We start from the raw sequence: 18,202 nt of genomic DNA, 5'->3' as shown, positions 1-18,202 counted from the left end.
TTACAACACACGCAACGTCTTAAGTATGTAATTTTTACAATCAACCATTCATGAAATCAACCATTATACCATCTCTTTTATCAGCAACTTTTTTCTTATTTTTTCATAATGCAAACAGTCAACAAATTGTTGACATTCGATTTAATCTGTATGCCGACAGCGTAAAAACCACGATTGATAATTATATAAATGTAGAAGGAAAACTTTCTAACGGGAGGTATATTCCTTTAACAGAAAAAGAGATCAGCTTTAGCTCTGACTACGGCAGATGGAAGGGCAACTGCCTGCTGATTGATAAGAAAGACAATCTTAATGCTATAAAAATTACTGCTTCACTGAAGTCAAATCCTGAAATTCAGAAATCTACCACAGTCTACGTACAAAAATACGATGATCCGGGCTATTACCTCACAGAACAGGATTATATGAACCAGCTCCGCAAACGGCAGCAGCGCAGCCGTAGGTTGTAACAGCTAAAAAGTTTACTTTTGGCTGATGGAAAACCCATGGAAAATAATATCCGCAAAAGACTTGTATGATAACCCCTGGATAAAGCTCACCGAGTTCAATGTAGTAAACCCTTCGGGCGGCAAAGGCATATACGGCAAAGTACATTTTAAGAACATTGCCATCGGCATCGTGGCATTAGACAGGTCAAATAATATATACCTGGTGGGCCAGCATCGCTTTACACTGAACAGTTACTCCTGGGAAATTCCTGAAGGCGGATGCCCGGAACATGAAGCGCCGCTGGAAGCAGCCAGGCGTGAGCTTCTTGAGGAAACAGGCTTGCAGGCGGCTGACTGGCAGGAGTTGATGCGCCTGCATTTATCCAATTCCGTTACCGATGAGCTGGCAATTGTATATGTTGCAAAAGAGCTTACACAACACGACAATGACCTGGAAGAAACTGAAGATATATCCGCTGTAAGAATCCCGTTTATTGAAGCTTTAAATAAAGTATTGGCCGGTGAAATCACGGATGCCATCACGGTTGCAGCTATATTAAAAATGGCTGTATCAGTACCCGAACTTAATCAGCCCTCTTAAAGGCGTTGATCTTACCTTCAGTATAAATTCATTAATCAGGTTGATATCTGCCAGCAAGGCAAAAACCGCAAATGTGAATATCAGCCCAAAAAATCCGCCGAAAAGGTGCGCTGAGTGGTTGATATTGCCTGCCTGCTTCTTATCAAGATAATAAGATATGGCAATGTAAATAAAACCAAATAAAAATGCAGGCATGTACAATGGTATAAACACAATACCCATGTAATTCATTGGATTGATAAGCATGTAAGCAAATACTACCGCCGAGATTGCGCCTGATGCCCCCAAGCTCCTGTAATAATAATTGTCGCTGTTTTTACTATAGGTAGGCAGCAGGCAGAAAAACAAAGCGCCAAGATAGAGCAGTAAATACAACACAGAGCCCAGTCCAATACCGAATATAGCTTTGAAAACGTCTTCTATTTCCCGGCCGAAAATAAAAAGCGTAAACATATTAAAGAAAAGGTGAGCCATATCTGCATGTATAAAGCCGCAGGTAAAAAACCTGTACCACTCTCCCCTTTTTGAAATTGCCGGCGGAAAAAAAATAAGCTTATCCAGCAAATTCTGGTTGTTGAAAGCCATGAAAGAGATAATACTGGTAATAGCTATAATTATAATCGTGATCATTTAGCACGGGTTATTTAGGGCAAAATAACAATAAAAATCAAAACCGACCTAAACATGATGGTATTTTTCATTTTTTAAAATGGTGCAGGCGCGGTAAAGTTGCTCTGAAAGTATCAACCTTACCAGCATGTGCGGGAATACCAGCCTGGAAATGCTCCAGGTAAAATCTGCTTTTTGAAAAATGGATTGGTCTACCCCGAAAGCGCCCCCGATAAGGAATACCAGGCGCCTTGCCGAAGCATTGGCTTTATGCTGAATGTAAGCGGCCAGCTCGGGCGATGATAAATTTTTGCCCCGCTCATCCAGCAATACCAAAACATCATCCTGCTGAATGACCGATAACACTGATTTGGCTTCTGTTGATTTCAGTTCATCTGCTGACAATGCCGCTGCATTTTTTACAGGGGCAATGATCTTCCATTCCGCAGGAAAATATTTATTCAACCTTTTGGTAAAATCTTCCACTCCTTCCCGGATATAAGGTTCATGTGCTTTACCAATAGACAGGAGCAGGATTTTCATGTGTGTATATTTAATTTTTTCTTTATGATCACATGGAATAGCCTTTATTCATTCGCGGTTGGTATGCAACTTTGCTTATGGCTATTTCATGTGTTAATATTTAATTTTTCTGTTTGCCACACGGAATAACCAAAACCTTAATCTTTATTATCATCCTCGGTTGGTAAAGATTGCTAATCTTTATGGTTATTTCATCTGTGTATATTTTATTTGTTTCTCAATGGTCAAATGGAATAAGCTTATTCATCCACGGTTGGTATGCAACTTTGCTTATGGATATTACATTTATATAAAATTTTTATTTTAGTAGTTGATACACTTTGCATTGTGTCAACCAGGTAGCTTCTTAAGTTCGGGCATGCCAAAATATTTTTGAAAAAGAAAATTGGTAAGCCAGCCGCTGCATAGGCCTACCACAGTACCACCTAAAACGTCGCCGGGGAAATGTACGCCCACGTACACCTGCGCATAGCTGACTAAAGCTGCCCATACCAGGAATAACCATGCCCAATCCCTGAGATAAGGCCGCAGTGTGAGAAAAAAGAAGTAGCCAATACCAAAATGGTTAGCCGCGTGGGATGAAGTAAAGCTATAGCCTCCCGAGCAATGTGGCAGCAGCAGGCGTGCCTGCTCACGCAAGCCTGCTAAATTACAGGGGCGTATCCTATCGAAAGTATTTTTAAAAAATGAACTGCTGATCTGGTCTGAAATGATAACGGTAAGAATAGCAAATAGCAGCCAGGACCACGATTTTTTTCCAAAATTATAAAACACCATCAACAGCATGAAAATGTAAAAAGGTACCCAGGTGTATTTATTGCGGAGTAAAGGTGCAATGCCATCGAAAGCTGCGGAAGTCCATTGGGTATTGATCTTTAAGAACAACCAGGTATCCCATTTTTCCAGGATTTGAAGTATATCGCTTGTTATGATAGCCTCAATAAACATTAAACAGTTTCTATTTGACAGATGTAATGATGTAGCATTTATTCAGAGTATTTTTCCTTGTATGATCCCTCAAAAAATTCAAAGATAATTTAGTTACATGAAAATCGTTGTACGCTTTCAGTATATTAAATTTTGTATACATCATTCGCAGGCTGTCGAGTGTAGGCTGCGTTATAAAAATGCGCGGGTTTTCTTTTTCCAGAAAAGCCGATACATCCCGCATGTTAGTTAAAGTTACAGGCTCCTTATCTGCATAAAACCTGTATTGTGTAGAATAATGATCCATTGCATGCTCATAACGTTGCTGCGTAAGATTGACATCCTGCGCGGCTTTCATACCGGCCTGGTACTGCATAAGAAAAGGATAGAAATAAAGATTCATGAACGGGTAAAGCACACAGGCAAATGCAAAAGAATACAACATGGTCTTATGCAGGCTGTCTTTTTTATTCACGGTAAATAAGAAACATACGCCTGCAATGATGATACCTGCTGCCATGACTATGTATTTACCGGGGTTATTGATCAGCCAACTCAGCAAAATAATAAATACCAGACTCAGGCAAAACAGCACAAACTGAACAATAGCAAGGTTCCTGGCTGTTTGTGTTTTTGCTAACGCAGTCAAATAAGCCGCTACTGCGATGGAAAAGTGCGGAAACAGGATAATAATATAATGCGGTAATTGAAAATCAGATACAGAAAAAATAAGGAAAGTCAGCAATGCCGCGCCATACAGTATCCATCTCTCACCGGTAAGTTTTAACTGCTTTGCACCTTTTAACAACGCAAATAAAAATATTACACTCCATGGCAGAAAAGCCCACAGCGTTGTATGCAGGAAGAAGGAATTGTCACCACTGCCTTTGATAGGCCCTGTATTGAAGAACCTGCCGAACTGGCTATCCCACAGGAAAAATTGTATACCGGAAACATTTTGCTTATCAAACACAACTTTTTCGGGGTGGAGGTCAAATTGAGTATACAACGCATAAAGCTCAGGGAAAATCACCACCAGTATCAGCACGATGAGCAGGTACCATTTCACTTTAAAAAATTCTTTCCACTGCCTGCTTAGGATGAAGTACAGCGCCAGCCCGCCTGCAATGGTGAGCAGTACAAAAATGCCTTTGGTCATGACGGCAAAGCCTGAAAACAGCGCAGCCATTAAGATATAGCTTAGTTTATCCTCACGGTAAGCCAGCAATATATAATATGTAGCAGCTATAATAAGTGTTGTAAGATACGGCTCGGCTTTAACATCAAAATTACTGATTACGCCATGCAATGCAATCACATACACCAGGGCTGCACATTTTGCCACAACATTGTTGTAAAGTTTAGCAGCTATTTTGTAAGTATAATAAATGCCTGCCAGCCAGAAAAGAAACGCAGGGAGTTTGTAGGCAAATGCATTAATGCCAAAAATCTTAAAGCTTATGGCGGCCATCCAGAAAGGAAAATGCGGTTTATCCAGCCAGTCTTTTCCGTAGGCAAAAAGATTCAGCCAGTCATTTCTTTGGGCCATATTCTTGGCAATATCAGCATACAGAATGCTGTCGCCCGTAAAAACCTGCGTAAAAATGCCTGTTGCATTCAACACAATGCCTAAGGCCAACAGTGGCCGGAAATATTGTTGAAGGAATCTGTCCATAATAAAAGTACGCGCAAAAGTAAGCAATTGCGCATACTTTATTTCAGCTTTACAGGCTGATATTTATCATAGCATTACTACAACATAATTATTAAAGCGTACATACAGAGATCACCGGTTATGTGGTTAGTCTGCCACCACCCTGTAGGTTTTCTTCGCGGTATGTTGCTTCCCGTACCTGTCGGTAGCGCGCACTTCAATGATATGTTCGCCCGCATCCAGTTTAAAAGGAATACCCGCAGACCATAAGTGTGTGCTCAATAAAGCATTTGAAGGGCGGCGGCCGGGGACTACGGTTTCAGAAGCATCCCAATCCATCAGTGATTTCATATAGTTAGGATCCGCAGATTCTGTGTAGTCCATTTTTTTCCATTTACCATCCCCCACCCTGAATTCTACCAGGTCAGTTTTATGTCCCATAAAGAAATTAGCATAGATCAGCGCAGAGGTTCTTTTGTTTTGGGCAATTACTTTGGGTGCATAAATTTCAATCTGGTAATCTGCCGGCTTACCCATTACCTGGTATTGAATATCATATGTATTTTGTTTGATGTTGAGATAAGCATAACCTCTTGGTGTGCCGTCGCGCATGGTACCATCAGGAAACGCTTTATTTGCGGTACTTCCGGAATACCAGTCGCCCGATGTGGTGCCTGCATTGTATTCATGAAGCGGTTGTTTACCAAACCATCCGTGTTTTTCGGTGTAATAGATCTGCTCCTGGAAATGCGTGTGTGCCGACATAAGCAATACATTCGAAAAATCTTTCAGTATAGCAAAAAACCGCTTTCTGTCTGCATCTCTGAAGTGGTTGCTGCCGCCTGCGGCGTTATCCAGGGGAATGTGGTATGAAATCACCAACAGGTTGTTTTTATCAATATGCCTGAGGTTGTTTTCCAGAAAGTCCAACTGGTCTTGCCTGAAACCGCCTATATAACCTTTTCCATCGCGGGGGTCGGGGTAGATAATGTTATCCAGGATGATAAAATGTGCATCAGCATAATTCCAGGCATAATTATTCGGGCCGAAGTTTTCTTCAAAACTTTCATCAGACAAGCTATCTGCAACAGCATCCAGGTTCATATCATGGTTGCCCATCACATGGTACCAGGGAATGCCCAGCGTGGAAATATATTTTTTATAAGGCTCGTGCAATGTAAGGTCATCTCCCACCAGGTCTCCCAGGCTGATGCCAAAAGAGTAATTGCCTGCATTTCGAATGTCTTGTACAATGCTTTCATTAAAATAATCAAGCTCTCTGAGGTTGTAGGGCTGCGGATCGCCGAAAACAAGGGCAGAAAATTTTGTGCTTTCTGAAACAGGCCGCATAGCAAAGTCTACTGAAGCGGGTATGCCGCCGGTCCTGCTCACACCTTTGTATTTGAAAGATGCTGGTGATCCTGCCGGTTTATGTATATAGAAAAATTGAGGCGAATTATATCTATCCATATGAAATTGGTAACCGGAGGGCTTTATCACAAAAACAATGTTATCGCTGCCCACAGAAATACTATACTTCCCCTGCGCATCCGTAACAACTACATCCCTGCCGTTCGAAACAGAAACATTGGCAATTCCTTTTTCGTTACGGTCCTTCTTGCGGTTGCTATTCTGATCATTAAAGACAAAGCCTGTAATAACAGATTGTGCAAAAATGAATTGCGACAGGCAACTGAACACTAATAAAAATAAAATTCTATGAATCATTTCTTGTGATTTTAAATGCAAGAATAGGTTTAGTGTGTGACTTGCAGGTTAATTTAATATTTCCTCATTGTTAATAAAAAAGCGCATCAATGTGTGACACGCTTTCAATCTTAATGCCGGGTTATTAATTTAAAGCTATCTCATCTACAAAAATATACGCACGTTTGCCTTTGCCCGGATGCCAGTCTGGCATTGCTGATACAGGCTTCATGGTTACCTTAAAATATCTTGCGGTAACAGGTGAGAATTTCAGCGTGTGTGTAACTACTTCAGCCCAATGCGTTGTATGTTTATCCATTATTTTTTCAGCAGCAACGCTTGTAAAGTTTTTGCCATCGTTTGATGATTCTACTATTATTTCCGCAGCGTCAAATATCCACTCACCGGTTTCTACATAATTGCGTAAAGATGCTTCGGAAACCTGTGCAGGCTGTTGCATATCAATGACTGCAACCAGGTCCTGCGCGTGAAACCCGATCCAGCGGCCGGTTTTGTAATTTGTTTTATCTCCGTACAAGCCATCAACCAGCATAGTGGCGCCTGAATAACTGTATTGTAGGTCGGGTTTGGTAAGCAGGGTTACCGGCTTGAAGCTTGACTTTGCCACTTTTACTTCCTGTGAGAATATCCTGCTGTTACTCCCTGTTTTTCTTATAGCTACTGCCTGTAAAGTTGCATTTTCTTTTATATGAAATGGCGCTGTGTATGCAGTGGAATTAACTGTAGGGTCTGAGCCATCAAGAGTATAGTACACAGGCGCGTTATCAATGGTGCTTAGGTTTACAGACAGTGCGCCATTTGCAGGGTGTGGTTGCAATACCGCCTGTACATCAAACACATGTGAAGCGTAGGTATATCCCAGGCGGTTGTAAACATCAATCAACCGGGGTAACCTGTGTAAAAAATTATCATAGTTTTTCTGTGAAGCATCCAGCCACTGGATTTCGCTCAAAGCTGCAATCCGCGGCATGGTCATGTATTCCACATGCGAAGGTGTTTTGATATATTCTGTCCAGAGATTAGCCTGCGGTCCTAAAATAAATTTTTTCTGTGCTGCTGTAAGCTGGTCGGGCTCGGGCTCAAAACTATACACCTGTTTCACCGGCACATAGCCGCCGATGCCGAACGGTTCCTTATCGGTCTCGGTGGTCTGGTAATAATCAAAATACAAATGAGAAGTTGGCGTCATAATTACATTGTGGCCAAGCCTTGCAGCCTCTATACCACCGCCAATGCCGCGCCAGGACATCACTGTAGCATTTGGCGCCAGTTTGCCTTCCAGTATTTCGTCCCAACCTATAATGTTCCTGCCGTGCCTATTTAAAAACTTTTCCACACGTTCGGTTACATAGCTTTGCAGGTAAAACTCTTTACCGTGTTTTTCATCACCTTTGATGCCCAATTCTTTAATTTTTGCCTGGCAACGCGGGCATTTTTCCCAACGCACTTTAGGAGCTTCATCTCCGCCGATGTGTATGAGTTTTGAAGGAAATAATGTTATCACTTCGGAAAGTACTCCTTCCAGGAAAGTAAACGTTTTTTCCTGTCCAGCGCAAAGTATATCGTCAAACACGCCCCATTGTTTTTCTACTTCATAAGGGCCGCCTGTACAACCAAGCTCAGGATATGCCGACATTGCCGCCAGCATATGGCCCGGTAAATCAATTTCAGGTATCACGGTTATGTGCCTGTCTGACGCATATTGTACAATATCTTTAATTTCATGTTGAGTATAAAAGCCTCCGTGGGGCGTACCATCAAACTTGCCTGAATTTTTACCTATGACCGTTTCGCTTCTTTTAGAACCAATCTCTGTAAGCTTAGGGTATTTTTTTATTTCTATACGCCAGCCCTGGTCGTCTGTAAGATGCCAGTGAAAAGTGTTGATGTTGTGCAAAGCGAGAATGTCAATATATTTTTTTATAAATGATGCAGGCTGGAAATGCCGGGCAATGTCGAGCATCATTCCCCTGTATGCATACCTCGGATGATCTTTGATATCCACAGCGGGGAAAACAACATTTCCCTGAACCAGCGGTGTTGCTTTGCGCAAAGTCTGGATGCCATAAAAAACTGCCGCCTCGCTTGCACCGTTGATTTGTATAGATTTGCTGTCAACATGCAGCTCATAGGCTTCTGTATTATTATCACGAAGGCTGTTGTTTAGCTCAATATATTTATCAGCAGGTTTTACAGTTGTTGTTGCAGGCTTGTAGCCAACCAATTGGTACAGGTACTCTGCGAGGAACTCAGCATTCTTCCTCATCTTTTCATTAGCTGTGGGGTATACTATCTTTACTGAAGATGACAATACAAAAGGTTCTCCGCTTGTTAATTGTGTGTGTTTGGGCAATGGCACCACATCATAACAGGCTTTGTTAACTTCAACGGCGGCCTGAGAACCGGTGGTAACTGATTTTGTAGTCTTTTTACTCATTTCGCACGAAAACAAAAAAATCAACATACATAGGAAAATACAAGAAAAATAGCGCATTCTAAAGAAATTTTTAATGGTAAGAATATAAGGACACAAATTTATCTTTTTTTTCCAATAATGCTTACAAATACATGTCTGAAAAAGTACACTAAATGATCTATCTTCGCATAATATGCACCAGGAGATACAAACCGATACTGAACAGCTACAGGATCTATACAGAAAAGCGCTGAACTTTGAATTCCTCAGCGTGGAAGAAGGCATGAAACTATTTCACCATGCACCTTTGAGCGAGTTGATGTACATAGCTGATGAATTGAGAAAAAAACAGGTCCCGCATGGTAAAGTCACCTGGCAGATAGACAGAAACCTCAACACAACAAATGTATGTGTAGCTAATTGCAAGTTCTGCAACTTCTTTCGCATACCCGGTCATCCCGAAGCATACATCACCGATATGGATACCTATCGCGTCAAGATCGCCGAAACCATTCAATACGGCGGTGATCAGCTTTTATTACAGGGGGGACATCATCCCGAGCTCGGGCTTGATTTTTATGTAAATACTTTTAAAGCCATCAAAGCAGAATTTCCTGACATCAGGTTGCACGCACTGGGACCGCCTGAAGTAGCACATATCTGCAAACTGGAAAAAGCAAGCCACCACGATGTGCTGAAGGCTTTGAAAGAAGCCGGAATGGACTCCCTGCCCGGAGCCGGAGCAGAAATACTCATAGACCGGGTAAGGCGCCTGATAAGCAAAGGAAAATGTGGCGCCGATGAATGGCTTGCCATTATGCACGAAGCGCATAAACTGAATATAACTACCAGCGCTACCATGATGTTTGGCCACGTAGAAACTATTGAAGAAAGATTTATTCACCTGGTAAAGATCAGGGATGTGCAAGCCATGAAACCCGCATCAGCAAAAGGCTTCCTTGCCTTTATACCATGGACCTTCCAGGATGTGGATACGTTGCTCACCAAGATCAGAGGCGTACAGAACCTTACCACATCAGATGAATATATCCGCATGATCGCACTTAGCCGAATCATGCTGCCCAACATAAAAAATATACAGGCCAGCTGGCTTACGGTGGGCAAACAAACAGCACAGATCTGCCTGCATGCCGGCGCCAATGATTTCGGCAGCATCATGATTGAAGAAAATGTAGTAAGCGCAGCAGGCGCGCCGCACAGGTTTACCTACAAAACCATACAGGATGCCATTCGTGAAGCAGGATTTGTACCTCAACTGCGCAACCAGGAATATGAGTGGCGCGAAATTCCTGAAACCATACAGGAACAGGTTGTGAACTATTAAATTAATAAAAATGATAAGCGAACTTTCGAACAAGGTCTTTGAAAAAGCCATTGCAGATTACCACGTACATGACAATATTGACCAGGTATGTAACAACCCCTATCCACAGGATTCACTGGAACACCTGCTGTACATTAAGAATTGGATCGACAATGCACAATGGCATATGGAAGACGTAGTACGCAATCCTGAAATTGAGGCAGCACAGGCCTTGTACTGGAAAAGAAGAATTGACGCTTCTAACCAGGAAAGAACAGATATGGTGGAATATATTGACAGCTATTTCCTGGATAAATACAAAAACATAGAGCCGAAAGCAAATGCAAAAATAAATACCGAAAGCCCTGCCTGGGCCATAGACCGGTTGTCGATCTTAGCATTGAAGATATACCACATGCAGGAAGAAGTGCTGCGGGAAGACGCCGGTGAAGACCACAAAAACAAATGCCGTGAAAAACTGAATGTATTGCTGGAACAGCGTAAAGATCTTTCGCAGAGCATTGATGAACTGCTTTCTGATATTGAGCAAGGCAATAAGTACATGAAGGTGTACAAGCAAATGAAAATGTACAATGACCCCAGTCTTAACCCGGTTTTATACAAAAAATAATGCCTGCCAGGGAACGCATAATTGTGATACGTTTTTCTTCAATGGGCGACGTAGCTATGATTGCTCCCGTATTGGAGCAATTTTCCCGTCAATACCCGTCAGCCGAACTGGTAATAGTTACCCATAAAAAATTTGAAATATTTTTTGACCGTGTCCATAACAAGTCTTTTTATGCTTTTGACAAAAACAGGTACAAAGGTTTGTGGGGGCTTTACAGGTTTTACAGCGAGCTCAAAGAGCTGCAACCTACAGCTATAGCAGACTTGCACGACAGCCTCCGTAGCAGGATACTTTGCTTTTTCTTTAACCTGCTGCCGATAAAAATAGCTTCTTTAGACAAAGGCCGCAGCGAAAAAAAAGCATTGACACGTAAAAACAACAAAGTATTTAAGCAGCTGAAACCTACGCCCCAACGCTATGCAGATGTTCTTAACGCGCTTGGCTACGATTTTGACCTCAACAACCACACGGTAAGAACAACGCTTCCATTGACAGAAAAAATCATATCGCTCACCGGTGAAAAAAACATGGAATGGATCGGCGTATCCCCTTTTGCACAACATCCATGGAAAGTATATCCGCTGAATAAAATGCAGGAAGTGATCACCCGCCTGAATCAACAAACGGGTAAAAGAATATTCATCTTCGGCGGCGGGCCTGAAGAAAAAAGGATTGCAGAAAAGTGGGCATCAGCATTTACAAATGTGGTATCACTCATCGGCAAGCTATCACTGGAAGAAGAACTCAGCGTTATCTCCCACCTGGATAAGATGCTTACGATGGATTCGGCCGGAATGCATATGGCGTCTTTGTTTGGTGTCCGCTGCATTTCCGTTTGGGGCGCCACCCATCCGTATGCCGGTTTCCTGGGCATAGGCCAGCAATATGAAGATTGTATGCAAATTGAGCTGCACTGCCGCCCCTGTTCTGTCTATGGCAATAAACCATGCTGGCGCGGCGATTTCGCCTGCATGGAAGATCTGCCACCTGAAAAAATCGTTGCGGCATTACAGTAAGTAGCAAGCATCATTGCATCTTATCCAATTCTTTTTGCGCTTCTTCACCGCCCCATGCAGGAGAAAATGTATGGTCGGTTGTCACTTTCTTAGGCGAGATGGTTATTTCCTTTCAAAAAATTTTATGTATTGGACACAATAACTGCAATAATTACCTGTTTGCTATCTTTTGTTTGTGTAAAGTGAGGCCTAAAAAAATAAAGCCCAGCGAGAAGAAAACAGCCAGTGCAATGATAGAGCTGCGCATGGTGCCTGTAAGCTCCTGTATAAAACCAAAGCTGAACATGCCTAATACAATAGCTATTTTTTCAGTAACATCATAGAAGCTGAAGAATGATGTAGTATCGCGGGTTTCAGGCATTATCTTAGAGTAAGTAGAACGGCTGAGCGACTGTATACCGCCCATTACCAAACCAACTGAAAATGCCAGTATGTAAAACTGGTATTCTGTCACAGTAAAATAGGCGCCAATGCAAATCACTATCCATGCACATACAACAATCATCAGCGTTTGAATGTTGCCTATAGCTTTAGACAACCGCGCCATAAGGAAGGCCCCCGCAATAGCCACCAATTGAATAGTAAGAATACTGATGATCAGTTTATCTGTAGACAGCTGCATTTCCTGGCTGCCAAATAAGGTAGCTGCCAGCATCACGGTTTGTACGCCCATGCCGTAACAAAAAAATGCAGCAAGAAAATTTTTCAATACCGGCATTTTTTTTACCTGGCTCCACACAATTTTTAATTCTGCAAACCCTTTGGTGAGCACATTTACATTTTTATCTTTCGGTATCGTAGACTGCCGCAACCGGCGAAACGGTATCTGGGCAAAGCCTATCCACCATAAGCCTACCAATAGAAAAGAAATACGGGATGCCATGCCGCTGTCCATACCGAAAGGCAGGCCTATGACAAATATAAAGCATATCAACTGCAGAATAACGCTGCCCACATAGCCGTAAGCAAATCCCTTGGCGCTGATCTTGTCTCTTGCACGCATCGGCGCGATCTCCGGCAGGTAGGCATTGTAAAATACCAGGCCACCGCAAAAACCAATAGTTCCCAGGATAAACATCACAAGACCAAACGGTACCGTATCTTTCGTAAAAAAGAACAACATAGCACAGGCGCCGCCACCGATATACGTAAAAAACTTCAGGAAATTCTTTTTGTTGCCGCGGTAATCTGCAATAGAAGAAAGCACGGGTGAAAGGAAAGCTATTACCAGGTATGCTACGGCAAGTGCGTAATTGTACAAAGCAGCGCTTTTAAAAGTAATGCCAAAAACTTTTACTTTGTCTGCAAAGTGGCCGCTCACATTGCTCGTGGTCATAGCTGTATAATAAACAGGAAAAATTGTAGAAGTGATTACCAGATTGTATGCGCTGTTAGCCCAGTCGTACATAGCCCATCCATTGACAATCCTGTTTGATTCTTTAGACATACGGTAATATTACATCATTTGCAATGATTGTCCACTCAATAGTAAAGCAAGTATTACCATGCCTACAATGATCCGGTAAACGCCAAATGCGCGGAAGCCATTTTTAGAAACAAATGTTATGAACGATTTTATGGCAACAATGGCAACAATGAAACCCACAACATTGCCTACGCCAAGCATCTGCCAGTCGTGCGGGGTAAGCTGCAAGGAGCTGTCTGTAAAATAATCGTACAATTTTTTGGAAGTAGCGCCAAACATGGTGGGCACCGCCAAAAAGAAAGAAAATTCGGCAGCAGCTTTTTTAGTAAGTTTTTGCTGCAGCCCGCCTATAATGCTGGCTGCGCTGCGGCTGACGCCGGGCACCATAGCGAGGCACTGCCAAATACCAATCTTGAAAGCGCTCTTGTAAGAGATATTGTCCGAATCGTCGTGTACAGGCGTTTTAAATATTTTTTCAATGAACAATAAAAAAATACCTCCTACAACCAGCATTACAGCTACAATTGCAACACTGCCCAGGAACTTATCAATCTGCTTATTAAAAAGTATGCCGAGTACCACGGCAGGTATCACGGCGATGGCCAATTTGTAATAAAAATTCATGGACCTGAAAAAGCGGCGGAAGTAGAGTACCACAACCGACAAAATAGTACCAAGCTGAATAGACACGTTAAATAGTTGCACGAAAGGATCATTGGGATCAAGACCTAACAATGCGCTGCCGATGATTAAATGCCCCGTGGAAGAAACCGGTAAAAACTCTGTCAACCCCTCAATGATACCCAAAATAATTGCCTGAAATAAATCCATAAAAATTTTAAATTAAAGTAATACCGTAGCTATCACATAGTCGGCAATGAGAATAAGAATGGCGCTGGTAACGACCGCGCGGGTAGTAGCTTCGCCAATCTCCAGCGAACCTGAACCTCCCTGTATTTTATACCCGTAATAAGCCGATGCCGTGCTGATGATAAAGGCAAAAGTAAAAGCTTTGGTAAGTGCATACCACACGTTAAACATTTTAAATCCTATCTGCAAACCCATATCGTATATATCGCCCGAAACAATTCCTGACATGGTTGCTGCAATCCTGCCGCCTATAATACCTACAATGATCGAAAAAATAACCAGTATGGGAATAGCGAATAAGCTTGCCAGCACTTTGGGTGTAATCAGATAAGATGCAGAGTTTACACCCATGATCTCTAAAGCATCTATTTGCTCTGAAACCCGCATATTTCCTATTTCTGAGGCTATTTTACTGCCGATAACGCCAGCCAGGATAATCGAAAGGATCGTAGGGGAAAGCTCCAGCAGGATGATATCTCTTGCCACCTGCGATATACTGGTTAAGGGCACCAGGGGGCTCACCAGCTGGTAAGCGATCTGTACTACCGTTACTGCTCCGAGAAATATAGACACTACCAGTACAATCGGAATGGTATTGATGCCCATGAAAGCTGCCTGATCAAAAAATTCTTTCAGGTATAATTTAAAATTCTCCGGCTTTGAAAAAAAAGCCGTTTTAAGCAGCAGGAGGTAATCCCCAATGGTTTTTATGAATGATTTTAAAACTTTCAAACCGGATGCAAATTACATTTTAATTCTAAAAAGGCGCGCAGGCGCTACAAATATTATTTGAGAAAATGTTGCCGGCTTTATAAATAAAACTGTTTACAATTATTCACTGTAATGAACAACGTAAACAGAAAAAATAAGGCGCTGCTTTTTTAACATAGAGAAAGCGGCGCCAAAATATTTTATTTAGCCAAAAATGCTTTTATTTTCTCGTGTAATCCACTACTCACGGGTACTACAGGCAGGCGCAGGTTATTTTTCACCAGCCCTTTCTCGCTCATGAATGCCTTAATGCCGGCAGGGTTGTTTTCAGCAAACATCATATCGTAGGCATCTATCATTTGGTCATTCACCTGTTTAGCTCCTTTAAAGTCATTGCTGAGGCAATGGTTTACCAGGCTGCTCATTTCTTCCGGAAATGCGTTCCCGGCAACGCTGATTACACCATCCATTCCGAGCGCCATCTGCCCGATGATAAGATCATCATCTCCGCTGGTAACCAGGAAATCTTCCGGCACGCTTCTGAGAATTTCTGCTATCTGCCTGAAGTTACCGCCGGCTTCTTTAATGCCTCCTATATTGGGCACTTCATTCGCCAGGCGTATGGTAGTAGCTGCTTCCAGGTTTCTGCCTGTACGTGCTGTAACGTTGTACAACAATACAGGTTTTGGGGAATGCTCAGCTACCAGTTTGTAGTGCTGAAAAATTCCTTCCTGTGAAGGCTTGCTGTAGTAAGGCGATACGCTTAAGATAGCTGTAGCTTTATCAAGCGGTAAATTTTTAAGGTCTTCCAGTACTGCACGCGTGTCGTTGCCGCCAACGCCGACAACCACGGGCACTCTGCCATTCACCTTATCGTAGGTGAAATTGATTATCTGTATTTTTTCCTCGTGTTGTATGGTAGGTGTCTCACCGGTTGTACCCAGCGTTACTAAGAAATCAACACCGCCATCAATCAAGAAATCTATTACTTTATCCAATGAATCAAAATCGATGGAACCGTTATCATTGAAAGGGGTTACAACTGCAACGCCCGTACCTCTTAAAACTTTTCTAAGTGACATTTTATTTAAAAATTTATGCTTCGGTAAATATTCCCATTTTTTCAAATTTGCGGATCCTGTCTTCTATGCGTTTTTCAGCAGGAATATTTTTTAGTTCCCGAATGTTGTCTATTAATATTTTTTTCAAAATTTCGGCAGCTTCGGTATAGTTCCAGTGTGCTCCGCCTATCGGCTCTGGCACTACTCCGTCTACCAGGCCAAACCCGCTCATATCTTCTGATGTAAGCTTCAGCTGTGCTGCTGCTGTTTCTTTCTGGTCCCAGCTGCGCCATAAAATGGAGCTGCAGTTTTCGGGTGATATCACCGTGTACCAGGAGTTTTCGAGCATAAACACCTTATCGCCCACGCCAATGCCCAGGGCCCCGCCGCTGGCGCCCTCACCAATGATCACGCAGATCACGGGCACTTTGAGGGTAAACATCTCGTAAATATTGCGTGCAATGGCTTCGCCCTGCCCTCTTTCTTCTGCTTCCATACCGGGGAAAGCGCCCGGCGTATCAATAAGCGTGACTATTGGCTTATTGAATTTTTCTGCAAGTTTCATAAGGCGCAAGGCCTTTCGATATCCTTCGGGGTTGGGCATACCGAAGTTGCGCATTTGTCTTTGCTTGGTATTGCTGCCTTTCTGCTGGCCGATGAACATTACTGTCTCGCCCTCCAGGTTTGCAAATCCGCCGACCATTGCTTTATCATCGCTGAAGTTGCGGTCGCCGTAAAGCTCATAGAAATCGGTGGTCATTTTATAAATATACTTCAGCGTATAAGGCCTGTCGGGATGACGGCTCAACTGTACACGCTGCCATGGAGTAAGGTTGTCTGTGATCTCTTTTCTCTTCTGAACGATGAGCTCTTCGAGTTGTGTAATATTCGCAGAATAATCTATTTTTTTATTTTTCTCTGCCAGCTTTTTTGTCTGATCGATCTGTTCATACAATTCCTTTATAGGAAGTTCGAAATCAAGAAACTGTCTGTTTGGATATTCAGGCATATCAAATTTTTAAGTTTCAAAGATAAGGAGAAATTGAGTGGCAAGATATTTTTGTAAAAAAATTTGGTGGATATTTTTTTTCATCCCATATTTGCACTCCCAAACGGACAGAACGCAAGTTTCAGAAGTTTAAGGATCGGTAGTTCAGTTGGTTAGAATGCCGCCCTGTCACGGCGGAGGTCGCGGGTTCGAGTCCCGTCCGGTCCGCAAAAACCCATGTATTATCATGGGTTTTTTGTTTTATGTATATTGCTGAAAATCACATATAAGTAGAATACCATTGCGCTGAAAAGTCTATAAATACCACCGCTCCATTATCATTATACTATAAAGTTATTTTTACACTACTTATACTCGGCAGCTGCCATAAAGTGTCTTATGGTGTATTGAACCCTGTTTGATCTTTGGTTAGCTTGTTAATAAACTTGAGCAGTGTGATATCTTTGTTTGGAATAACCATCTGGATATTATTTTTCCTGAAGAAATCGGATACCTTGATGCCGAATCTTCCGGCAACAACTATTTTCACCCCGTTAGCAATCATAACTTCCGCAGCTATTAGTCCGTGGTTTGCTTTATCATTTTTCGCCGGGTTTTCTATAAATACATAATTTCCTGCATCACGGTTGTATATGCAAAAACAATTTGCCCTCCCAAAATACATGTCAATATCAGACCTTAAATGATTTTCTATTGTAGCTATACCTATTTGCATATGTATATTTTTTATTGGTTTTTTTAGTTACCACATAGAGTAAACTATCTTTTAAAATACCATACTCATTCCCGGTTGGAGCAGATGCTCAATTATAATGGTTATGCTATGTGTGTATCAATGTAATCAGTTAACCCGGTTTTACAAACCGGGCATTGAGGCCGTACATCAGCAGTAATGGTAAAACTAATACCGCAGGATTTACATTCATGCCAATTGCCGGTGTAGGTATTGCCCTCCTCAAAAATGATTTCACATCCTTCAACCATTGCCCTGGCTATTTTCCTCCTGCAGGTTTCGTATATGCGCGTGAAAGTAGGTCGCGAAATACCCATAACTTCAGCGGCTTCCGCCTGTGATAAAAGCTCATAATCACAAAGATTAATAGCTTCATATTCTTCAAATAATATAATCACGCGTCCTGTTGATTTTCTTTTGCCTCCCCAAGGTGTGAAGCCTGCAATATGTGGCGCCATATGTATAACCCGTGTTTTCTTTCGCCTACCCATACC

General features: G+C 42.2%; 18 protein-coding genes and 1 tRNA gene. 6 read left to right on the top strand and 13 right to left on the bottom strand.

All coding sequences use genetic code 11. The annotated features are described in order from the left end of the window. Positions 1–50: 50 nt before the first annotated feature. Positions 51–470, top strand: coding sequence for a hypothetical protein (locus OD355_RS04170; RefSeq protein ID WP_263037197.1), 420 nt, complete (start codon positions 51–53; stop codon positions 468–470). Positions 471–495: 25 nt separating this feature from the next. Continuing rightward, positions 496–1,050 carry an NUDIX domain-containing protein gene (locus OD355_RS04165; RefSeq protein ID WP_263037196.1) on the top strand — a complete coding sequence of 185 codons (555 nt, stop codon included), beginning with the start codon at positions 496–498 and terminating at the stop codon, positions 1,048–1,050. Here OD355_RS04165 and OD355_RS04160 read toward each other — a convergent pair. From OD355_RS04160 to OD355_RS04135, 6 genes are all read right to left on the bottom strand, one after another. Continuing rightward, positions 1,021–1,680, bottom strand: coding sequence for a rhomboid family intramembrane serine protease (locus tag OD355_RS04160; RefSeq protein ID WP_263037195.1), 660 nt, complete (start codon positions 1,678–1,680; stop codon positions 1,021–1,023). The genes OD355_RS04165 and OD355_RS04160 overlap by 30 nt on opposite strands. A 48-nt stretch (positions 1,681–1,728) precedes the next feature. Further along, positions 1,729–2,202 carry a 23S rRNA (pseudouridine(1915)-N(3))-methyltransferase RlmH gene (locus tag OD355_RS04155; protein WP_263037194.1) on the bottom strand — a complete coding sequence of 158 codons (474 nt, stop codon included), beginning with the start codon at positions 2,200–2,202 and terminating at the stop codon, positions 1,729–1,731. 330 nt (positions 2,203–2,532) lie between these two features. Then, on the bottom strand, positions 2,533–3,150 hold the full coding sequence (locus OD355_RS04150; RefSeq protein WP_263037193.1) for a phosphatase PAP2 family protein: 618 nt from the start codon (positions 3,148–3,150) through the stop codon (positions 2,533–2,535). 10 nt (positions 3,151–3,160) lie between these two features. Then, positions 3,161–4,804 (bottom strand): ArnT family glycosyltransferase, encoded by a 1,644-nt coding sequence (locus OD355_RS04145; RefSeq protein WP_263037192.1) that lies wholly within the window; start codon positions 4,802–4,804, stop codon positions 3,161–3,163. 126 nt (positions 4,805–4,930) lie between these two features. Next, positions 4,931–6,511: a calcineurin-like phosphoesterase C-terminal domain-containing protein gene (locus OD355_RS04140; protein ID WP_263037191.1), complete on the bottom strand. Its 1,581-nt coding sequence runs from the start codon at positions 6,509–6,511 to the stop codon at positions 4,931–4,933. A gap of 124 nt (positions 6,512–6,635) precedes the next feature. After that, complete coding sequence (locus OD355_RS04135) at positions 6,636–8,948, bottom strand: glycoside hydrolase family 20 protein (protein WP_263037190.1); 2,313 nt, start codon at positions 8,946–8,948, stop codon at positions 6,636–6,638. 172 nt (positions 8,949–9,120) lie between these two features. Here OD355_RS04135 and mqnC point away from each other — a divergent pair, with 172 nt between their 5' ends. Genes mqnC through OD355_RS04120 form a run of 3 tightly spaced genes read left to right on the top strand, consistent with a single transcriptional unit; the run spans position 9,121 to position 11,898 of the window. After that, on the top strand, positions 9,121–10,272 hold the full coding sequence (mqnC, locus tag OD355_RS04130; RefSeq protein WP_263037189.1) for a cyclic dehypoxanthinyl futalosine synthase: 1,152 nt from the start codon (positions 9,121–9,123) through the stop codon (positions 10,270–10,272). Between the two features lie 10 nt (positions 10,273–10,282). Then, positions 10,283–10,882 carry a DUF4254 domain-containing protein gene (locus OD355_RS04125; protein WP_263037188.1) on the top strand — a complete coding sequence of 200 codons (600 nt, stop codon included), beginning with the start codon at positions 10,283–10,285 and terminating at the stop codon, positions 10,880–10,882. Next, positions 10,882–11,898, top strand: a complete 1,017-nt coding sequence (locus tag OD355_RS04120) for a glycosyltransferase family 9 protein (protein ID WP_263037187.1) — start codon at positions 10,882–10,884, stop codon at positions 11,896–11,898. Before OD355_RS04125 ends, OD355_RS04120 begins: the two co-directional genes overlap by 1 nt. Before the next feature lie 151 nt (positions 11,899–12,049). On the opposite strand, the gene OD355_RS04115 is transcribed toward OD355_RS04120, so the two are convergent. From OD355_RS04115 to OD355_RS04095, 5 genes are all read right to left on the bottom strand, one after another. Beyond that, positions 12,050–13,345, bottom strand: a complete 1,296-nt coding sequence (locus tag OD355_RS04115) for an MFS transporter (protein ID WP_263037186.1) — start codon at positions 13,343–13,345, stop codon at positions 12,050–12,052. A 9-nt stretch (positions 13,346–13,354) separates the two neighbouring features. Then, on the bottom strand, positions 13,355–14,155 hold the full coding sequence (locus tag OD355_RS04110; protein WP_263037185.1) for an undecaprenyl-diphosphate phosphatase: 801 nt from the start codon (positions 14,153–14,155) through the stop codon (positions 13,355–13,357). A gap of 12 nt (positions 14,156–14,167) precedes the next feature. Next, positions 14,168–14,926 carry an MlaE family ABC transporter permease gene (locus tag OD355_RS04105; protein WP_263037184.1) on the bottom strand — a complete coding sequence of 253 codons (759 nt, stop codon included), beginning with the start codon at positions 14,924–14,926 and terminating at the stop codon, positions 14,168–14,170. Positions 14,927–15,105: 179 nt separating this feature from the next. After that, entirely contained in the window at positions 15,106–15,987 is an 882-nt protein-coding gene (dapA, locus tag OD355_RS04100; protein ID WP_263037183.1) for a 4-hydroxy-tetrahydrodipicolinate synthase, read from the bottom strand. Positions 15,988–16,000: 13 nt separating this feature from the next. Further along, positions 16,001–16,975, bottom strand: a complete 975-nt coding sequence (locus OD355_RS04095; RefSeq protein ID WP_263037182.1) for an acetyl-CoA carboxylase carboxyltransferase subunit alpha — start codon at positions 16,973–16,975, stop codon at positions 16,001–16,003. 133 nt (positions 16,976–17,108) lie between these two features. Between OD355_RS04095 and OD355_RS04090 the strand changes: the two genes are divergently transcribed. Further along, positions 17,109–17,182, top strand: a tRNA-Asp gene (locus OD355_RS04090). A gap of 169 nt (positions 17,183–17,351) precedes the next feature. Here the strand turns inward: OD355_RS04090 and OD355_RS04085 are convergent. Further along, the gene (locus OD355_RS04085) at positions 17,352–17,690 is read right to left on the bottom strand and encodes a NifB/NifX family molybdenum-iron cluster-binding protein (protein WP_263037181.1); all 339 of its coding nucleotides are present in this window, start codon (positions 17,688–17,690) and stop codon (positions 17,352–17,354) included. 101 nt (positions 17,691–17,791) lie between these two features. Further along, on the bottom strand, positions 17,792–18,199 hold the full coding sequence (locus tag OD355_RS04080) for a DUF134 domain-containing protein (RefSeq protein ID WP_263037180.1): 408 nt from the start codon (positions 18,197–18,199) through the stop codon (positions 17,792–17,794). Positions 18,200–18,202: the final 3 nt, after the last annotated feature.

Source organism: Haoranjiania flava (genome assembly GCF_025631005.1).
Taxonomy (GTDB): domain Bacteria; phylum Bacteroidota; class Bacteroidia; order Chitinophagales; family Chitinophagaceae; genus Haoranjiania; species Haoranjiania flava.
This window is presented reverse-complemented; position numbering and strand designations above follow the sequence as displayed.

What these genes read in the sequence shown, in the direction of transcription:
- OD355_RS04095 (WP_263037182.1), bottom strand. Translation starts at nt 16,975, where the DNA reads ATGCCTGAATATCCAAACAGACAGTTTCTTGATTTCGAACTTCCTATA.
- OD355_RS04125 (WP_263037188.1), top strand. Translation starts at nt 10,283, where the DNA reads ATGATAAGCGAACTTTCGAACAAGGTCTTTGAAAAAGCCATTGCAGAT.
- OD355_RS04165 (WP_263037196.1), top strand. Translation starts at nt 496, where the DNA reads ATGGAAAACCCATGGAAAATAATATCCGCAAAAGACTTGTATGATAAC.
- OD355_RS04135 (WP_263037190.1), bottom strand. Translation starts at nt 8,948, where the DNA reads ATGAGTAAAAAGACTACAAAATCAGTTACCACCGGTTCTCAGGCCGCC.
- OD355_RS04140 (WP_263037191.1), bottom strand. Translation starts at nt 6,511, where the DNA reads ATGATTCATAGAATTTTATTTTTATTAGTGTTCAGTTGCCTGTCGCAA.
- OD355_RS04080 (WP_263037180.1), bottom strand. Translation starts at nt 18,199, where the DNA reads ATGGGTAGGCGAAAGAAAACACGGGTTATACATATGGCGCCACATATT.
- mqnC (WP_263037189.1), top strand. Translation starts at nt 9,121, where the DNA reads ATGCACCAGGAGATACAAACCGATACTGAACAGCTACAGGATCTATAC.
- OD355_RS04155 (WP_263037194.1), bottom strand. Translation starts at nt 2,202, where the DNA reads ATGAAAATCCTGCTCCTGTCTATTGGTAAAGCACATGAACCTTATATC.
- dapA (WP_263037183.1), bottom strand. Translation starts at nt 15,987, where the DNA reads ATGTCACTTAGAAAAGTTTTAAGAGGTACGGGCGTTGCAGTTGTAACC.
- OD355_RS04145 (WP_263037192.1), bottom strand. Translation starts at nt 4,804, where the DNA reads ATGGACAGATTCCTTCAACAATATTTCCGGCCACTGTTGGCCTTAGGC.
- OD355_RS04170 (WP_263037197.1), top strand. Translation starts at nt 51, where the DNA reads ATGAAATCAACCATTATACCATCTCTTTTATCAGCAACTTTTTTCTTA.
- OD355_RS04085 (WP_263037181.1), bottom strand. Translation starts at nt 17,690, where the DNA reads ATGCAAATAGGTATAGCTACAATAGAAAATCATTTAAGGTCTGATATT.
- OD355_RS04120 (WP_263037187.1), top strand. Translation starts at nt 10,882, where the DNA reads ATGCCTGCCAGGGAACGCATAATTGTGATACGTTTTTCTTCAATGGGC.
- OD355_RS04160 (WP_263037195.1), bottom strand. Translation starts at nt 1,680, where the DNA reads ATGATCACGATTATAATTATAGCTATTACCAGTATTATCTCTTTCATG.
- OD355_RS04110 (WP_263037185.1), bottom strand. Translation starts at nt 14,155, where the DNA reads ATGGATTTATTTCAGGCAATTATTTTGGGTATCATTGAGGGGTTGACA.
- OD355_RS04115 (WP_263037186.1), bottom strand. Translation starts at nt 13,345, where the DNA reads ATGTCTAAAGAATCAAACAGGATTGTCAATGGATGGGCTATGTACGAC.
- OD355_RS04150 (WP_263037193.1), bottom strand. Translation starts at nt 3,150, where the DNA reads ATGTTTATTGAGGCTATCATAACAAGCGATATACTTCAAATCCTGGAA.